General features: G+C 70.6%; 13 protein-coding genes. 12 read left to right on the top strand and 1 reads right to left on the bottom strand.

Going from position 1 to position 16,849, the window contains the following annotated elements:
- Positions 1 to 48 precede the first annotated feature (48 nt).
- From DFJ67_RS09320 to DFJ67_RS09280, 10 genes are read left to right on the top strand one after another with little or no spacing between them, the layout of a single operon-like run.
- Positions 49 to 1,575 (top strand): sugar ABC transporter ATP-binding protein, encoded by a 1,527-nt coding sequence (locus DFJ67_RS09320; RefSeq protein WP_116067516.1) that lies wholly within the window; start codon positions 49 to 51, stop codon positions 1,573 to 1,575.
- Positions 1,572 to 2,582 (top strand): ABC transporter permease, encoded by a 1,011-nt coding sequence (locus DFJ67_RS09315; RefSeq protein WP_116067515.1) that lies wholly within the window; start codon positions 1,572 to 1,574, stop codon positions 2,580 to 2,582. Before DFJ67_RS09320 ends, DFJ67_RS09315 begins: the two co-directional genes overlap by 4 nt.
- Positions 2,583 to 2,629: 47 nt before the next feature.
- A complete protein-coding gene (gene yjfF / locus DFJ67_RS09310) occupies positions 2,630 to 3,589 on the top strand; it encodes a galactofuranose ABC transporter, permease protein YjfF (protein ID WP_409362954.1) in 960 nt (319 codons plus the stop codon).
- Positions 3,590 to 3,599: 10 nt separating this feature from the next.
- Positions 3,600 to 4,343, top strand: a complete 744-nt coding sequence (locus DFJ67_RS44550) for a hypothetical protein (RefSeq protein ID WP_308442566.1) — start codon at positions 3,600 to 3,602, stop codon at positions 4,341 to 4,343.
- Positions 4,256 to 5,257: an FGGY-family carbohydrate kinase gene (locus tag DFJ67_RS44545; RefSeq protein WP_308442568.1), complete on the top strand. Its 1,002-nt coding sequence runs from the start codon at positions 4,256 to 4,258 to the stop codon at positions 5,255 to 5,257. The genes DFJ67_RS44550 and DFJ67_RS44545 overlap by 88 nt, the downstream gene beginning before the upstream one ends.
- Positions 5,254 to 6,750, top strand: coding sequence for an L-arabinose isomerase (gene araA, locus DFJ67_RS09300; protein WP_116067514.1), 1,497 nt, complete (start codon positions 5,254 to 5,256; stop codon positions 6,748 to 6,750). The genes DFJ67_RS44545 and araA overlap by 4 nt, the downstream gene beginning before the upstream one ends.
- 38 nt (positions 6,751 to 6,788) lie before the next feature.
- Positions 6,789 to 8,456, top strand: coding sequence for a vWA domain-containing protein (locus tag DFJ67_RS09295; protein WP_239097387.1), 1,668 nt, complete (start codon positions 6,789 to 6,791; stop codon positions 8,454 to 8,456).
- On the top strand, positions 8,453 to 9,061 hold the full coding sequence (locus tag DFJ67_RS09290; protein WP_116067513.1) for a 5-bromo-4-chloroindolyl phosphate hydrolysis family protein: 609 nt from the start codon (positions 8,453 to 8,455) through the stop codon (positions 9,059 to 9,061). Before DFJ67_RS09295 ends, DFJ67_RS09290 begins: the two co-directional genes overlap by 4 nt.
- Positions 9,058 to 10,206: a hypothetical protein gene (locus tag DFJ67_RS09285; protein ID WP_203783945.1), complete on the top strand. Its 1,149-nt coding sequence runs from the start codon at positions 9,058 to 9,060 to the stop codon at positions 10,204 to 10,206. Before DFJ67_RS09290 ends, DFJ67_RS09285 begins: the two co-directional genes overlap by 4 nt.
- Before the next feature lie 27 nt (positions 10,207 to 10,233).
- Entirely contained in the window at positions 10,234 to 11,541 is a 1,308-nt protein-coding gene (locus DFJ67_RS09280) for a toxic anion resistance protein (RefSeq protein WP_116067512.1), read from the top strand.
- Here DFJ67_RS09280 and DFJ67_RS09275 read toward each other — a convergent pair.
- Entirely contained in the window at positions 11,538 to 12,812 is a 1,275-nt protein-coding gene (locus DFJ67_RS09275; protein ID WP_116067511.1) for an HEXXH motif domain-containing protein, read from the bottom strand. The two genes, DFJ67_RS09280 and DFJ67_RS09275, sit on opposite strands and share 4 nt — an antisense overlap.
- Before the next feature lie 58 nt (positions 12,813 to 12,870).
- Here DFJ67_RS09275 and DFJ67_RS09270 point away from each other — a divergent pair, with 58 nt between their 5' ends.
- Complete coding sequence (locus DFJ67_RS09270; protein ID WP_116067510.1) at positions 12,871 to 13,125, top strand: hypothetical protein; 255 nt, start codon at positions 12,871 to 12,873, stop codon at positions 13,123 to 13,125.
- A gap of 16 nt (positions 13,126 to 13,141) precedes the next feature.
- Complete coding sequence (gene fxsT, locus DFJ67_RS09265) at positions 13,142 to 16,849, top strand: FxSxx-COOH system tetratricopeptide repeat protein (RefSeq protein WP_116067509.1); 3,708 nt, start codon at positions 13,142 to 13,144, stop codon at positions 16,847 to 16,849.

Genomic DNA, 16,849 nt, shown 5'->3' with positions numbered 1-16,849 from the left:
CTCCCGGTGAAAACCGGGGGCCGCGCCGCCCGCCACACAGGAGGGGCCATGTCCGACAGGGAGCCCGTGCTCGTCATGCGCGGCATCGGCAAGCGGTTCCCGGGCGTCGTCGCGCTCGACGGCGTCGACCTGCGGTTGTTCCCGGGCGAAGTGCACGCCGTGATGGGTGAGAACGGCGCGGGCAAGTCGACCCTGATCAAGGTGCTCACCGGCGCCTACCACCACGACCAGGGCGACATCACGCTCGGCGGCGCGCCGGTCGCCTTCTCCGGGCCGCACCAGGCCCAGCAGGCCGGCATCAGCACCGTCTACCAGGAGATCAACCTCTGCCCCAACCTGTCCGTCGCGGAGAACGTGCTGATCGGCCGCGCGCCCACCCGGTTCGGCCGGATTCGTTGGTCGGCGATGCGGCGCCGAGCCGAAGAGCTGCTCGCCCGGCTCCAGCTCACCATCGACGTCTCCTCCGACCTCGGCGACCACTCGATCGCCGTACAACAGATGGTCGCCATCGCTCGTGCTCTTGACGTCGACGCCAAGGTGCTCGTGCTCGACGAGCCCACCTCCAGCCTCGACGCGTCCGAGGTCGACCAGCTCTTCCGGGTGATGCGGGCGCTCAAGGAGGAGGGCATCGCGATCCTGTTCGTGACCCACTTCCTCGACCAGGTCTACGAGATCGCCGACCGGATGACGGTGCTGCGCAACGGCCGCCTGGTCGGCGAATACCGCACCGCCGAGCTGAGCCAGCTCGACCTGGTCGCGGCGATGATCGGCAAAGAGCTCGAGGTGCTCGAGAACATCGAGGAGGCGCCCCGACGGGAGGTCGCCGTGCTGGAGCGTGGCACGCCGGTGCTGAGCGCCGACGACCTGGGCCGCACCGGCGCGATCGCACCGTTCACGCTGGCCATCCACAAGGGCGAGGTGGTCGGCCTGGCCGGCCTGCTGGGCTCCGGCCGCACCGAGGTTGCCCGGCTGCTGTTCGGCGCCGACCGTGCCGACCATGGCCAGGTGCTGGTCGACGGCGCGCCCGTCACGTTTCGCGGGCCGCAGACCGCGATGAAGCACGGCATCGCCTACTGCCCGGAAAACCGGCGCACCGACGGGCTGGTCGAAGAGCTGACGGTGCGGGAGAACATCATCCTCGCGCTACAGGCCGAACGTGGCTGGGCCCGCCCGGTGCCGCGCGGCAAGCAGGACGAGTTGGTGGCCCGCTACATAAAGGCGCTCGACATCCGGCCGGCCGACCCGGAGATCCCGGTGCGCAACCTCAGCGGCGGCAACCAGCAGAAGGTGCTGCTGGCCCGGTGGCTGATCACCGAGCCCAAGCTGATGATCCTCGACGAGCCGACCCGGGGCATCGACGTCGGCGCCAAGGCCGAGATTCAGCGGCTCGTCGTCGAGCTTTCCGACGGCGGCATGGCGGTGCTGTTCATCTCCGCCGAGCTGGAAGAGGTGCTGCGGTTGAGCCACAAGGTCGCCGTGCTCCGCGACCGCCGGCTGGTCAGCGAGCTCGACAACACCGACGGTCTCGACATCGACCGGGTGATGGAAGCCATCGCGAGTGGAGGCGCGGCATGACCAACCTGATGAAGCAACGGCTCTTCTGGCCGGTCGCGATGCTGGCCCTCCTGCTGATCGGCAACCTGATCTTCGAGCCGGGCTTCTTCTCCGTCGAGCTTCGCGACGGGCACCTCTTCGGCAGCCTGATCGACATCCTCCGGCAGGGTTCGCCGCTGATGCTGGTCGCGCTCGGCATGACGTTGGTGATCGCGACCGGCGGCATCGACCTGTCCGTCGGCGCCGTCGTGGCCATCTCCGGCGCGCTGGCCTGCCAGCAGATAGCCGGCCTCGACGACCAGGGCGCTGTCGGCGGCGTCCTGGTCGCCGTGGCGCTGGCGCTGCTGCTCTGCGCCGGGCTCGGGTTGTGGAACGGCTTCCTGGTCGGCGTCGTCGGCATCCAGCCGATCATCGCGACGCTGATCCTGATGGTCGCCGGCCGCGGCGTCGCGCAGCTCATCACCGACGGCCAGATCATCAACGTCAACTCGCCGCCCTACAAGACGATCGCCGCCGGCTTCCTGGCGTCGATCCCGGTGCCGGTGATCATCGCCGCCGCCCTGGTCGCGGCCGTCGCGCTGGTCATCCGGCGCAGCGCGTTCGGCATGCTGCTCGAGTCGGTCGGCGGCAACGCCGGTGCCAGCCGGCTCGCCGGCATCAGGTCCCGACGGCTGATCATCATCGCGTACGTGGCCTGCGCCGTCTGTGCCGGCGTCGCCGGGCTGATGGTCAGCTCGACGGTGTCCAGCGCCGACGGCAACAACGCCGGCCTGCTGATCGAGCTCGACGCGATCCTCGCGGTCGTGATCGGCGGCACCTCGCTGCTCGGCGGCCGGTTCTCCATCGCCGGCACGGTCGTCGGTGCCCTGCTGATCAAGACGCTCGACACGACGGTCTACACGATCGGCATCCCGCCCGAGGTCACCCTGCTCTTCAAGGCGGTCGTCGTGGTGGTCCTCTGCCTCGTGCAGTCGCCGGCGTTCCGCGCCCGGCTGTCCCGTCGCCAGCCCGCGGAGGTGTCGGCATGATCGACCTGAAGACCCGGATGCCGAGCCCGCCGGCCAACCTGGCCCGGATGCGCTCGCTGGCGATGCGCAACAAATACCTGCCGGTCAGCGCGACGGCGGTGCTGCTCGCCCTGATGTATGGCATCGGCGTCATCAACTACACCGGCTTCTCCGACACCCAGGTCGTGCTCAACGTCTTCGTCGACAACGCGTTCCTGCTCGTCGTCGCGGTGGGAATGACGTTCGTGATCCTGACCGGCGGCATCGACCTGTCCGTCGGCGCGGTGGTCGCATTGACCACGATGATCGCGGCCGGACTGCTCGAAAAGGGCTGGCCGCCCGCCGTCGCGCTGCCGGTGGTGTTGCTGGTCGGCGCGACCATCGGGCTCGGCATGGGCTGCATGATTCATTTCTTCGAGGTGCAGCCGTTCATCGCGACGCTCGCCGGGATGTTTCTCGCCCGCGGCCTTTGCTATGTGATCAGCACCGACTCGATCCCGATCAGCGACCCGTTCTGGGTGAGCGTGGCCAACAAGCAGATCTGGTTCGGCGGCTTCTTCATCACCATCAGCGTGCTGATCGCGCTCGCCGTCGTGCTGATCGCCGCCTACGTGCTGTCCTACACGAAGTTCGGCCGTGACGTCTACGCGGTCGGCGGCAACCCGCAGTCGGCCATGCTGATGGGCCTGCGCGTGGGCCGCACCCGGATCGCCGTCTACACGATCAGTGGCCTGTGCTCGGCGCTCGGCGGCGTGCTGCTCAGCTTCTACATGCTCTCCGGCTATGGCCTGCACGCCAGCGGCATGGAACTCGACGCGATCGCGGCCGTCGTGATCGGCGGCACCCTGCTCACCGGCGGCTCCGGCTATGTCATCGGCACCGTTCTCGGGGTGCTCGTGCTCGGCCTGATCCAGACGATCATCACGTTCCAGGGAGATCTCAGCTCCTGGTGGACGAAGATTTTCATCGGGATCCTGCTCTTCGTCTTCATCGTCCTGCAGCGCGCCGTCACCCGCCGGCGCCGATAGGGAGGTCGCTGTGCCAGCGCATGTGGTCGGCGTCGACTTCGGCACGCTGTCCGGCCGGGCCGTGGTCGTCCGGGTCGCCGACGGGGCCGAGGTCGGCTCCGCGGTGCACGAATACGCGCACGGCGCGGTCGAGCGGGCCCTGCCCGGCAGCGACCGGCAGCTGCCGGCGGCCTGGGCGCTCCAGGTGCCGCAGGACTGGCGCGACGTGTTGCGCGAGGCGGTCCCCAAGGCACTCGCGGCCGCCGACGTCGCACCGGCCGACGTCGTCGGCATCGGCACCGACTTCACCGCCTGCACCGTGCTGCCCACCCTCGCCGACGGCACACCCCTGTGCGAGGTCGACGGGCTCGAAGACCGGCCGCACGCCTACCCGAAACTCTGGAAGCACCACGCGGCGCAGGGCCAGGCCGACCGGATCAACGCCGTCGCCGCGGCGCGCGGCGAGCAGTGGCTGCCCCGCTACGGGGGTCGGATCTCGGCGGAGTGGCAGTTCGCGAAGGGCCTTCAGCTCCTCGACGAGGACCCGGAACTCTACGACCGCGCCGACCGCTGGATCGAGGCGGCCGACTGGATCGTCTGGGAGCTGTGCGGCGTGGAGACCCGCAACGTCTGCACCGCCGGCTACAAGGCATCCACCAGGAGGGCGAATACCCGTCCCGGGAATACCTGGCCGCGCTCGACCCGCGCTTCGCCGGCTTCGTCGACAAGCTGCGCCACCCACTGTCGGCACTGGGCGGTCGGGCCGGCGGCCTGACCGCGCGGGCCGCGGCGTTGACCGGGCTGCCCGAGGGCATCGCGGTCGCGGTCGGCAACGTCGACGCACACGTCACCGCGCCGGCGGCAAGGGCCGTCGAGCCGGGCCAGCTCGTCGCCATCATGGGCACCTCGACCTGCCACGTGCTCTCCAGCGACCGGCTCGCCGTGGTGCCCGGCATGTGCGGTGTGGTCGCCGACGGCATCGTCGAGGGACTGTGGGGCTACGAGGCGGGCCAGAGCGGCGTCGGCGACATCTTCGCCTGGTTCGCGGAGACGTCCGTGCCTGCCTCCTATGTGGATGCGGCCGGCGGAGACCTGCACGATTACCTGAGCCGGCTGGCGGCCGCCCAGCCGGTCGGCGCGCACGGCCTGGTCGCCCTCGACTGGCACAGCGGCAACCGCTCGGTGCTGGTCGACCACGCGCTCTCCGGCGCGATCCTCGGGCAGACCCTGGCCACCCGGCCGGAGGAGCAATACCGCGCGCTCGTCGAGGCGACCGCGTTCGGCACCCGGATGATCGTCGAGACCTTCGAAGCGTCCGGCGTGCCGGTCACCGAGGTCGTCGCGGCGGGCGGCCTGCTCAAGAACGCCTTCCTGATGCAGGTCTACGCCGACGTGCTGCGCCGCCCGATCGCCGTGATCGGCTCGGCGCAGGGCCCGGCGCTCGGCTCGGCGATCCACGCGGCGGTGGCCGCCGGGCACTTCACCGACGTCCGCGCCGCCGCGGCCGTCATGGGCAGCCGGGGCCCGGAGGTCTACCGGCCCGACCCGGAGCGCGCCGACGCCTACGACCCGATCTACGCCGACTATCGCGAGCTGCACGACCACTTCGGGCGCGGCGCCTCGAACGTGTTGCATCGACTGGCCCGCCGGCGCGTGCTGGCAGCGGAAAATGGGAGAGGACGCAGATGACCGCACCGCGTTTGTGGTTCCTGACCGGCAGCCAGGAGCTTTACGGCGCTGACACGCTAAGGCAGGTCGCCGAGCAGTCCCAGCGGATCGCCGCGGCACTCGACGCCGCCGCCGACATACCGGCCGAGGTGCAGTGGCAGCCGGTGCTGACCTCGGCCGAGGCGATCCTGCGGTGCTGCCGGGCCGCGGCCACCACCGAGGGCGTCGTCGGCGTGATCGCCTGGATGCACACGTTCTCCCCGGCCAAGATGTGGATCGCCGGTCTCGACGCGCTCGACGTGCCCTTGCTGCACCTGCACACGCAGTCCAATGTGGTGCTTCCCTGGGCCGACATCGACATGGACTTCATGAACCTCAACCAGGCCGCACACGGTGACCGCGAGTTCGGCTACGTGCAGACCCGCCTGGGTGTGGCCCGCAAGACCGTCGCCGGGCACGTCAGCGACCCGCGGGTGACGGAGCGGATCGGTGGCTGGGCGCGGGCCGCGATCGGGCGGGCCGAGATGCGCTCGCTGCGGCTGGCCCGGTTCGGCGACAACATGCGCGACGTGGCGGTGACCGAAGGCGACAAGGTCGAGGCCCAACTGCACTTCGGCGTCTCCGTCAACACCTACGGCGTGACCGACCTGGCCGACGCCGTCGACGCCACCACCGATTCCGATGTGGACAAACTCGTCGCCGAATACGACGGTCTCTACCAGCTCGACCCGGCCCTGCGCTCCGGCGGCGAGCGGCACGAGTCGCTGCGCTACGCCGGCCGCATCGAGCTGGGCCTGCGCGCCTTCCTGACCGCCGGCGGCTTCCGGGCGTTCACCACCAACTTCGAAGACCTGGGCCGGCTGCGCCAGCTTCCTGGCCTCGCGGTGCAGCGCCTGATGGCCGACGGCTTCGGCTTCGGCGGCGAGGGCGACTGGAAGACGGCCGTCCTGGTCCGCACTCTCAAGGCGATGTCGGCGGGCCGACCCGGCGGCACGTCGTTCATGGAGGACTACACCTACGACCTGACCCCCGGCCACGAGCGCACCCTGGGCGCGCACATGCTGGAGGTCTGCCCGTCGATCGCCGGCGAGACGCCGCGCGCCGAAATCCACCCGCTGTCGATCGGCGGTCGCGAAGACCCGGTCCGGCTGGTCTTCGACGCCGCGCCCGGCCCGGCGGTCGTGCTCGGCCTGGCCGACCTCGGCGAGCGCTTCCGCCTGGTCGCCAACGAGGTCGACGTGGTGCCGGCCGATCACCCGTTGCCGAACCTGCCGGTTGCCCGCGCTGTCTGGACGCCGCGACCCGATCTGCTGACGGCGGCCGAGGCGTGGCTGACCGCCGGCGGTCCACACCACACGGCGCTGACCCAGGCCCTCGGCGTGGCGGAACTGCACGATCTGGCCGAGATGACCGGCACCGAACTCGCTCTGATCGACGGCGAGACCACCGTGCGCCGCTTCGCGCAGGAGCTTCGCTGGACCGCGGCATACCACCGCTTGGCACGCACCCTTTAGAGGAAAAACGAGTAGCAGGATGCTGCTACCAAGAGGTCGTGACCCACCCTCACCAGACCGCGCCGGGCTTGCGCCGGCGGGTGGCGACCGCCCTGGTCGCGGCCGCATTGCTGCTGGTCGGCGCGTGCACCAGCACCGAAGAGCAGAGCAGCGGGGAGCCCCGCTACGTCGACGACGCGAAGTCGCTGTCGTTCGTCGCGGGCTCCGAACAGGAAAAGATCATTGACGCGATCGTGAAGCCTTGGTGTACGGAGCATGAACTCCACTGCACCTTCACCCTCAAGGGGTCCGTCGACCAGGCCCGACTGCTCGCGACCGGCAATCGCGACTACGACGCCTACTGGTTTGCCAGCAGCGTGTTTCTCCAGGTCGGCGACGCCGGCAACGTGCTGCAAGACGTCGAGCCGATGTTCCTCACCCCGATCGTGTTCGCCGGCTGGAAGTCGGAGATGCAGCGGCTCGGCTTCGCCGGCAAGCCAAGCGTGCCGATCGAGAAGATTCTCGACACCGTCGAGTCCGGAAAGACGAAGGTGTGGGTCACCAATCCGACTCAGTCCAACTCCGGCGCGACCGTGCTCTTCGGATTCCTCAACCACTTCGCCGGCAACCAGCCGGGCCAGGCACTGACCCAGGCGCAACTCGACTCGAAGCCGGTCGACCAGGGGATCACCCGGTTCATCCGGGCGATGGACGCGACGCCGCCGTCCAGCGGCACGCTGATGAACGACTGCGTCGCCCGACCGGATGACTGCCGCACCCTGTTCACCTACGAGGACCTGGTCATCGAGAAGAACCAGGAGTTGGTCGCGCAGGGCAAGGAGCCGCTGGTCGCCACCTACCCGGAGGGCGCGCTGGCGATCAGCGACGCGCCGCTCGGGTTCTTCCCGCACAACGCGGCCACCGACGCCGGCAAGCGGCAGGCGCTCAGCGACCTGCGCAAATATCTGCTCAGCGACAAGGACGCGCAGGCGAAACTGCTCGGGCTCGGTCGCCGGCCGGTGACCGGCGTGGGCCTGGCGCTGCCCAACCCTGACAAGGCCGTGTTCAACCCCGACTGGGGCATCCAGGGCACGCTCAACGAGCAGCCGATCCAATACCCGGCCGCGCCGGTCATCAAGTCGGCGCTGGACCGCTACCAGACCCACTACCGCCGGCCGGTCGACGTCTATTTCTGCCTCGACGGCAGCGGGTCGATGGCCGAGAACAACGGCTGGACCGGGGTCCAGGAAGCCGGCCGGCAGATCTTCGACCAGGACCAGGCCGCGCTCAACTTCCTACAGACCCACCCCGAAGACCGCACCACTGTGACGATCTTCAACGACCAGATCGCCGACGGGCCGTGGACGGTCGACGGCAACGACCCGGCCGCGATGCGCAAGCTGAGCGACGACGTGGTCGCCTACGGGCCCGGCGGCGGCACCAACATGTATGGCTGCCTCGCCCGCGCCGGCGCCGAGCTGTCCACCCGGCCGGCCGAAGGCCGCAAGCGGCTGGTGGTGCTGATGACCGACGGGCTCTCCGAGCAGGTCGGCAACACGGCGGCCATCGACGCCGTCCGCGCCGCGGGCGCGCCGGTGGTCGCGATCGCGTTCGGCCGCGACGCCGACCCGGGCCAGCTCCAGGAGGTCGCACAGGCCACCGGAGGCGCGTTCTTCCAGCAGGACGACCTGGTCACCGCGCTGCGGCAGGCGGCGGGTTACAAATGAGGCACCGGTTCGCCGCACCAGGCGGCCTGCTGACCGCGGTCGTCGTGTTCGTCGTCGCGTTCGCGCTCACCCGCAGCCTGCTCTGGCCGCCGCTGCTCGCCCTGGTCGCGGCCCTGGGCGTCTACCTGATGCTCGACGACCGGTCGGCCCGGCAGGTCGCCAACGACGACTACGCCGGCGAGGCGCGGGCCAAGGTCGACGAGGCCCTGGCCCGGGTCAAACGGATCCGGGCGCAAGCCAAGTCGGTGGCGAGCCCGGCGGCCCGCGCGGCGCTCGACCAGGCCGGCAACCACGTCACCGAGTTGTTCGCGCGGGTGCGGGCCAAGGCACCCAACAGCCTCTACTCGACGGCCAGCCAGCTCAACGGTCATCTGTCGAGTTTGGAGGGTGTGCTGGGGCAGTATCTCGACATCCAGAGCAAGCCCCAGCTCTACCGCGACCCGCAGGTGCTGACCCGCAGCGGCGAGCAGGCGTTCTACCGCTTCGCCGAGTTCACCCTGGAGAGCGTCCGCCTGGTCAACCAGGGTGACATGGCGCAATACCAGGCCAACCTGGAAACCGTCGCACCGCCGGAGCTTCCGGAGCTGAGTGGGGGACAACCGTGAGACTGCCGAGCGCCCGCTTCCTCGTCGGGCTGGTCGCGGTGTTGGCCGTGCTGCTGGGCGGCGCGTTCGTGGTGCGGAAGCTGACCGGCTCGCCGGCCGAGCCGGGCAGCACCGACGCGCTGACCATCAGTTGCATCGGCGGCAGCGAGAAGTCGGAGCTGATGGCCGACCCCGACGTGAAGGCGCTGCTGCACGACAAATACGGCCTGACCGTGCGCTTCACCCCGCTGGGCTCCTACGACCAGGTGCGGCTCTCCGCCGACGAGTTGCGCAACCGCAAGGTCGACTGCCTCTGGCCGTCAAGTGCCAGTGCGCAGAGCGTTTTCGAGAGTACGCACAGCGGCGCGTTCCCGGACTATCGCGCCGAGAACGTGCTCCAGTCGCCCGAGGTCATCTACGCCGGCCCGCGCGGCTCCGACGCGCTGATCAAGGCGAAGCTGGTCGAGAAGCGCGACGACCGCTACTACCTGGTCGACGTCAAGGCGCTGCTGCTCGACAACGTGCTGGCCAAGAAGACGTGGCAGGCGCTGGGCGCGGTCGACCTGCGCGGCCCGGTGGCGATCGCCAGCACCGACCCGGCCAAGTCCAACAGCGGGCTGACGATGGCTCAGCTCCAATTGTCGATCCTGTCCACTTCGGACGCGTTCGCGGCGCCGAGCCTGGCGCAGGCCCGCAAGGCGCTGCCGACCATGCGGGCGCTCTACGACGCGCAGGGCCTACAGGCCCGCACGTCTGACAACGGGTTCCGGGAGTGGCTGACCCAGGGTGGCGAGTTCAAGGCGCCGCTCTACGCCGGCTACGAGAACCAGCTCATCCAGCAGGCCGCGCTGGCCGGCGACAACCGGTCGGCGCTGTTGAAGAACATCCGGATCCTCTACCCGGAGCCGACCATCTACAGCGACCACCCGATCCTCGCGCTCAATGCCGGCGCCGCCCGGTTCATCGACGCGATGAAGGACCCGGAGATCCAGACCCTGGCGTGGCAGACCTACGGGTTCCGCTCGGCCATCGAGGTCGGCCTGGCCAACCCGGCCGACTTCCCCGACCTGGCGCTGGCCGAGCAGGTCCGCACCACGCCACCACCCAACGCCGAGGTCACCCTCGCCCTGCTCGCCTGCGTTCAAGACGCCACCAAGTGCGCCTGATCCCCGTACACCCGAAAGGTTCTGATCATGTCTGACGGACTGCAGATCGACTTCGGCAGCATCGTCGGCGGTCCGGCGGCACTGCCGGCCGGCCCCGCCGACGCGGCCATGTCGAGCGTGTTGGTGGGCACCCAGCAACGGCAGCTCATCTGCGTCGAGTTGCTCACGCCGGCGCAGCGCGAGCAGGCCACCGCCGCCGCCCGGCAGCTCTTCCCGGCCATGCTGGCCAACACCGACCAGCTCGCGACGTTTGGCAACACCGCGATCGACCAGGTCAACACCCAGGTCAACCGGATCTTCCGGGAGGTCGGGCGGGTCAACATCCCCGAGCTGACGTCGATCATGCACGAGCTCAACGACCGGATGCGCACCTTCCGCCGCAAATACGACCCGAGCGACCCGCGGGTGCGGGAGACGTTCGACAAGTTCGCCGACGCGATCAAAGGCCTGTTCCGCAAGGGCCGCGACCTGCTGGAGATGCTGTTCGAAGAGGCGCGCACCGTCGAGCAGCAGCTCGACCGGGTGGCCGGGCAGCTCAGCGACAAGCAGCTCCAGCTCAAGCGCAACGTGGTGCTCTGCGACGAGCTCTACAAGGCCAACGAAGGCGCGATCGCCCAGCTGATCGGTGCGATCGCGGTGATGGAACTGGTTCGCGACGAGGCGGTCGCGGCGGCCAACGCGATCGTCGTGGTGCCCGGCGCGCCCGACGCCCGGGAGAAGGAGGAGCAGCTCTCCCGGATCACCGAGTTCATCCAGGCGATCGAGGTGCGGATCAACGAGTTCCAGCAGCGCCTGTTCGTCGCCTGGTCGACCTCGCCGCAGGTACGCAACATCCGCACCCTCAACTACGGGCTCGGCCAGCGGCTGGCGCTGCTGATGAACCTGACCATCCCGACGATGAAGCTGACCATCGCGCAGTGGGCGCTGCTGCTCCAGGCCAACCAGGCCGCCGACATGCAGCAGGCGGTCGCTGACGGCGCCAACGACGTGCTCAGCGCCTATGCCCGGGCGTCGAAGACGGCGATTCCGCAGATCGCCCGCACGATCCAGACGCCGACGATCCGCCCCGAGACGATCCTCGAGGTCGCCGAGTCGATCGACGCGCAGGCGCGCGGCATCGAAGAGGCGGTCCGCTACGGCCAGGCCAAGCGGGCCGAGGTGGTCACCGCGATCGTGACGGCCAACGAGTCGATGTCGCAGTCGGCGCAGCAGCTCAGCCGCACGGTCGTCGAGCTGGTCACCCGGGCCAAGGAGCAGGTGGCCCTGCCGGCCGGCCCCGAACTGCCGGCTTCCGTGCTCCAGCAGGCGCCGGTCTCGACGCAGGTGCGCGCCTAAGAGATCGGGCCGTGTGCCGCGATCCAGCGGTCGCGGTGCTCGTCGGCCGCCGTCCGGGCTCGGGCGGCGGCCGCCGGCGGCACCTCTTCGGGCCAGCCGGCGACCTTCGACAGCACGCTGTGGATCAGGCGTTGGCCCAGGTCGGTGAGGCGGGCGTCGGCGGCGAGGCGGGTCGCGGTGGTGTGCACGGCGGCGCGCCAGCGGGCGTATTCGAACTCGGCGAGCGACCGGTCGTCGTCGGTGGCGGCAAGTTCGCGGCGCCAGAAGTCGGCGATCGCCAGGTGGGCGTAGACGCCGTGGACCAGGCCGATCAGTGGCCGCGGGTCGGGCCGCCAGGGTGCGTAGTGCCGGCCGCCCGGGTCGCCCGACACCAGCGGGAACAGGTCCATCAGCGCCGACAGCTTGGCGTGCTGCAACTCGTGGGCGAACGTCACGGCGACCGAGCGGGGTGTCGCGGGCGTCGACATCGCGATGGCGCCGAACGCGTGGCGGCCGGTCGCGCTGACGGTGCCGGCCGGTGGGTCCGCGAGCGGCGCCAGCACCGAGATCGCCTCGGCGAACTCGACCGCGACCGGCCGGTGCCGGTCGACCAGCACCCGCCACGCGGGAGCGACCCGGTGCTCCCAGACCGCGGCCGTGCGCCGGTCGGCGTCGCCGGGTGCCGGCGCGCCGTCGAGGTGATCGAAGCGCAGCTCGACGGCGAGCCCGTGATGTGCGGCCCGCACCGTCGGCAGCGGCGACCACTGTGGACCGCCGACCTGGATCCGGCGGGTGCCGCTGACCAACTCGGCGCCGTCGCTGCCGGAGACCAACTCGACCGGGGCCGACGGGTCCGGCGACGCGCACCCGCCGAGCGAGGGCAGCGCGAGGTGGCCGCGGCCCTGCAGTGGCACGGGCAGGCGTGCGGGTGCCAGCGCGCGGACGGCCGCGGCGGCGGCGATCGCCGCGAGCCACTCGGGCTGTGCGGCGGCCAGGTCGCGGCGGTGCAGGGCGTGTGCGGTGCGCAGCGCCCAGGCGCCGACCGATGGATAGTCCAGGACCTGGCCGACCGCCTCGGGATTCAGCGCGCGCAGAAACGCGTACGCGTCGGTAGTCGATGCCCGTCGAGGATGTTTCGTTTCCTTCGCCAGCGCGACGACGGCACCGATCGACAAGATCGTTTTACTGCGTTGCGCGGCCCGCAACATGCGGATCGTGGCCGGCCCGCCACCACCGCCGCAGATCGCGGCGAAGGTCGCTGCGCTGACGCGATGGGTCGGTGGATTCGCCACGTCGGAATCGCCTCTCCGCGGTGCGTCCTGGGTGCCGTTGCCACGCGATCACTGGACTATGCTGGCGCCGTTCATCCTGATCGAGCGCGATGAAGGCGGTGGTCGGTGTATGGGTGGTGAGGACGCCGATCTTATCTCGGATCTTCTAGACCTCCAGGGCAGGGGACTCGAAGGTCTTGATGATTTGCCGGAAACGGCGATGCTGTCGTCGCTACGTCGGCTAATTCAGGAGAACGACGGAGGGTCACCCGCTTTTTACGGGTTCCAGAACATGATGGTCGCCGGGAGAATGGAAGACCCCGAATCTCCCTGACCGAGGTGGACAGTCGATGACGGACCGAGGCTCAGCGGCGCCCACGATCGTCACCTTCGCGGCGTCGAGTCCCGAGGTCGGCATTACCCGGATAGTCGCCAACACCGCTGTCGCGTTGTGCCACGTCGACAAGCGGGTGCTCGTGATTGACACAGGTGCCGACGGCGAGTTGGTCCGCGCCTTTCTTGATCCATTTCTGATGAGCGTGAGCGACCCCAGCGACCTGCTCGACACCGAGGCCGCGCGGCTGGTCACCGAATTCATCGAGAAGCCGCTGTCACTGTGCAGATACATCCTTCCGGTCGGCCGCGGCAACCTCGATCTGCTCGGTTCAAGCCGGCCGTTCTCGGTGCTCCGCGGCAATGACCTGGAAAGCGTGCCGAGTGGTGAGATCCGCGCCGCGCTGCGCCGCACCAGATACGACGTGATCCTGGTCGGCCTGCCGGCCGCGACCGAGGCGCAGACCAACCTGATCGCCGGGCTCACCGACGCGGTGGTGATCTGTTTCCAGCCGCAATACGCGCCGATCCGCGACGCGGTGAAAGCGGCGTTGAGCATCCGCGACGCGGCGAGCCGGCCCCGCCGCACCGCGGCGGCCGCCGTGCCGTTCGACGCGCGGGTGCTGCCCCGCGCCAGCCAGACCATCGGCGAGGTCCGGCAGGCGTTCAGCCGGCTCGGCGCCGCATTCGCCGAGCGCGTCGTCAAGGTGCCGGAGTTGTCGCCCGCCGCCTCGGCGCTGAGCATCCTGCTCGACGATCCGCCGACGTCGCCCCGCACGGCCGGCCCGTTCGAAGCGTTCGCCGACCTGGTCTGGTTCATCACCAACGGCGAGGTGCGCAGCCTGCCGCGGATCCCCGATCCGGTCCGCCGGCGCTACCGGCGCAGCCTGACCGGCGACGCGCGCGACGTCGACACCCGCGCCGTGCTGGCCTACGCGCCGTCCGACCGGCCGTGGGCCGACTGGGTGGGCGAGCAGCTACGCCAACTCGGGTTCACCGTCGGCACCTGGAACACCGAGCAGCACTGGCTCGACGGTCCCGAGCGGTCGTTGCTGGTGCTGATCGGCTCGTCGGCGTTCGCCGCCGCGCCGGTCGCGGCCGAGGTCACCGACGTCCTCCGGATGGCGCCCGGAGCCGAGACGGTCCTGCTCAACGTCGAGCCCAGCCGCCACGACGCCTTCCCGACGGTGCGGGCGGTCGACCTGACCGGCCCGCTGGAGGCCGACGCCCTCAAGCGGCTGCTGGCCGCGTTCGGCATGGGCGACCGGGTCGCCGAGGTCGCCGGCCGCGAGTCGCGCCAACGGTTCCCCGGGGCCGAGGCGACGGCCGGCGAGAAGCTCTTCTCCGTGCCCCGGGCCAGCACCCGGATGGTCGGCCGAGACGCCTACCTCGAAGACATCCGGTCGGCGCTGGTCGAGTCGGAGACCGTCGGCGTGGTGATCCTGGCCGGCGAGCCGGGCGTCGGCAAGAGCGCGATCGCGCAGGCCTACGCCTACCGCTTCGCCTACGACTACGACGTGGTCTGGTGGATCCCGGCCGGCGACGAGCAGACGGTCCGGGCCAGCCTCACCCGCCTCGGCTACGTGATGGGCGTCGAGCCGTCGGCCGACATGGTCGCGGCCACCTTCGACGCCCTCCGCGCCGCCCGGCCGGGCCGCACCCTGCTCGTCTACGACGCCGCCGACGATGTCGACACGCTGGTCGAGCTGTTGCCCCGGGAGGGCTTCGGGCACATCGTCATCACCGCGCAGCCGCAGGCCGCCGACACCCTGCCCGACCTCTGGGCGACCCGCAACCGGCGGGTCCACGTCAAGCCGCTGACCGCCGCCGAGGCGGTCGCCATCCTGCGCGGCTACGCCCCGGCGCTGCCCGGCGTCGAGGGCGAGAAGCTGATCGAGACGACCGGCCGGGCACCGCTGAGCCTGCACCTCGCCGGCGCACTCGTCCGCCAACTCGCCGGGGAGACCGAGTTGCGCGCCGGCAGTTCGGCGTCGGAGGCCGCGTCCTGGGCGGCCGACGAGATCCGCGACCGGCTCGCCGACGCCGGCGGTGCCTCGTTCGCGGCGATCGTCGGCATGACCCTCGACCAGCTCGACAAGCACCCGCTCGGCCGGCTCACCCACCGCCTCGCCGAGCTGTGCTGCTTCCTCGACCCGGCCAGGGTGAGCCTGTCGCTGCTGCGCTGGCCGGCCATGGTCGAGCAGTTGGCCGACGCCGCCGGCATCGAGCCGCGGGCCCTCCTCGACGAGCCGTTCGACCTCGACCAGGTGATCTGGCTCGGCCAACGGTTGGAGATCTTCTCGGTCTTCTGGGGAGCCGACTCCGACCTACAGATGCACGGGCTGGTCCGCACGATGGTGCGTAAGGCGATCCCGGCCGAAGAGCACGACCGCCGCCGCGACCAGGTGCGCCGCGGCCTGGCCGGGTTCGCCGCCGGCCGGTTGCAAGACGGTCAGGTGCTCGCCGAGTTGCGGCACCACCTCGTGCCCTCCGGCGCGCTCGTCTCGCCCGAGTGGGCGGTGCGCCGCTGGGTCCTGGCCCAACTGCGCTGGACCTCCGACGACGACGACGCCGTCGTCCGCGCCCAGCGGCTGGCCCAGGTGGAGACCGCCCTCGACGCCTGGACGGCCGGCGACGCGCCGCGCGAGTCGCTCACCATCCAGCTCGCCACCTACCGAGCCGACCTGCAACGGCAGATGGGCCGGCCGCGCGAGTCGCTGGCCGCCGACGAGTTGCTGCTCAGCGTCGCGCTCAAAGACCTGGGCGCCCGCTCGGTGCGGGTGCTCACCGCCCGCCGCGGCATGAGTGGCGACCTGCGCGGGCTGGGCCAGTTCGCCGAGGCGCTGGTCCAGGACCGGGGCACCTGGCACCAGTTCCGCGACCTGTTCGGCGAGGACCACCCGCAGACCCTCCAGGCCAGCCACAACCTGGCCAACTCCTACTTCCTGGCCGGCTACCCCGAACGCGCCTACTTCCACGAGCAGGACACGTTGACCCGCCGGGAGGCGCTGTTCGGCCCCGACGACCCGCTGACCTGGTGGTCGATGGCCGCGGCGGCCGGCTTCCAGCGCGAGCTGGGCCGCTACGGCGAGGCCAGCCGCCGGCTCTACGCGGCGCTCGACCGGATCCGCAAGTTCCAGTCGGCCAGCCACCCCGACGTGCTGCGGATCAAGGGTCACCTGGCGGTGGCCGAGCGCCGGCTGGGCCGTTACGCGGTCGCCCGCCAGCTCAACACCGACGCGGTCAACGGCTATCGGCACACGTTCGGCTTCGACCACCCGCGCACCCAGGCTGGGATGCTCAGCCTGGCGATGGACCTGTTCCGGCTCGCCGAGTGGGAAGACGCCCTCGAGCTCGCGCGGCAGTGCCTCGAGCTCTACACCGCCGCGCTGGTCGAGGGTCACCCCTTCGTGGAGGCCAGCCGGGCCAACCTGGCCCTGGTGCTGTGGAGCGCGGGCCGCGCCGACGCGGCGCTGGCCCAGGCCGGCCGGGCGGCCGAAAGCCTGGCCGGCCGGCTCGGCGAGGTGCATCCCTGGGTGCTCGCGGCCCGGCTCAACCTGGCCGGCATGTCGGATCAGGGTCCGCAGCACGACACCCTCGGGCTGTGCGAAGAGTTCCTCGGCGCCGGGCACCCCTACACCCGGGTGGCGGCCGAATATCTCAGCGGCGGGCGGCGTCCGGTGCCCCACTCGCTGCTGATCGACATCGACGTTCCGGAGGTGTGA

This window comes from Asanoa ferruginea (genome assembly GCF_003387075.1).
GTDB lineage: Bacteria > Actinomycetota > Actinomycetes > Mycobacteriales > Micromonosporaceae > Asanoa > Asanoa ferruginea.
The sequence above is the reverse complement of the archived record's forward strand: the minus strand, read 5'-3'. Positions and strand labels throughout refer to the sequence as shown.

Coding starts and splice junctions, on each gene's coding strand:
- DFJ67_RS09320 (WP_116067516.1), top strand. CDS start 49: ATGTCCGACAGGGAGCCCGTGCTCGTCATGCGCGGCATCGGCAAGCGG.
- DFJ67_RS09315 (WP_116067515.1), top strand. CDS start 1,572: ATGACCAACCTGATGAAGCAACGGCTCTTCTGGCCGGTCGCGATGCTG.
- yjfF (WP_409362954.1), top strand. CDS start 2,630: ATGCGCTCGCTGGCGATGCGCAACAAATACCTGCCGGTCAGCGCGACG.
- araA (WP_116067514.1), top strand. CDS start 5,254: ATGACCGCACCGCGTTTGTGGTTCCTGACCGGCAGCCAGGAGCTTTAC.
- DFJ67_RS09290 (WP_116067513.1), top strand. CDS start 8,453: ATGAGGCACCGGTTCGCCGCACCAGGCGGCCTGCTGACCGCGGTCGTC.
- DFJ67_RS09280 (WP_116067512.1), top strand. CDS start 10,234: ATGTCTGACGGACTGCAGATCGACTTCGGCAGCATCGTCGGCGGTCCG.
- DFJ67_RS09270 (WP_116067510.1), top strand. CDS start 12,871: ATGCTGGCGCCGTTCATCCTGATCGAGCGCGATGAAGGCGGTGGTCGG.
- fxsT (WP_116067509.1), top strand. CDS start 13,142: ATGACGGACCGAGGCTCAGCGGCGCCCACGATCGTCACCTTCGCGGCG.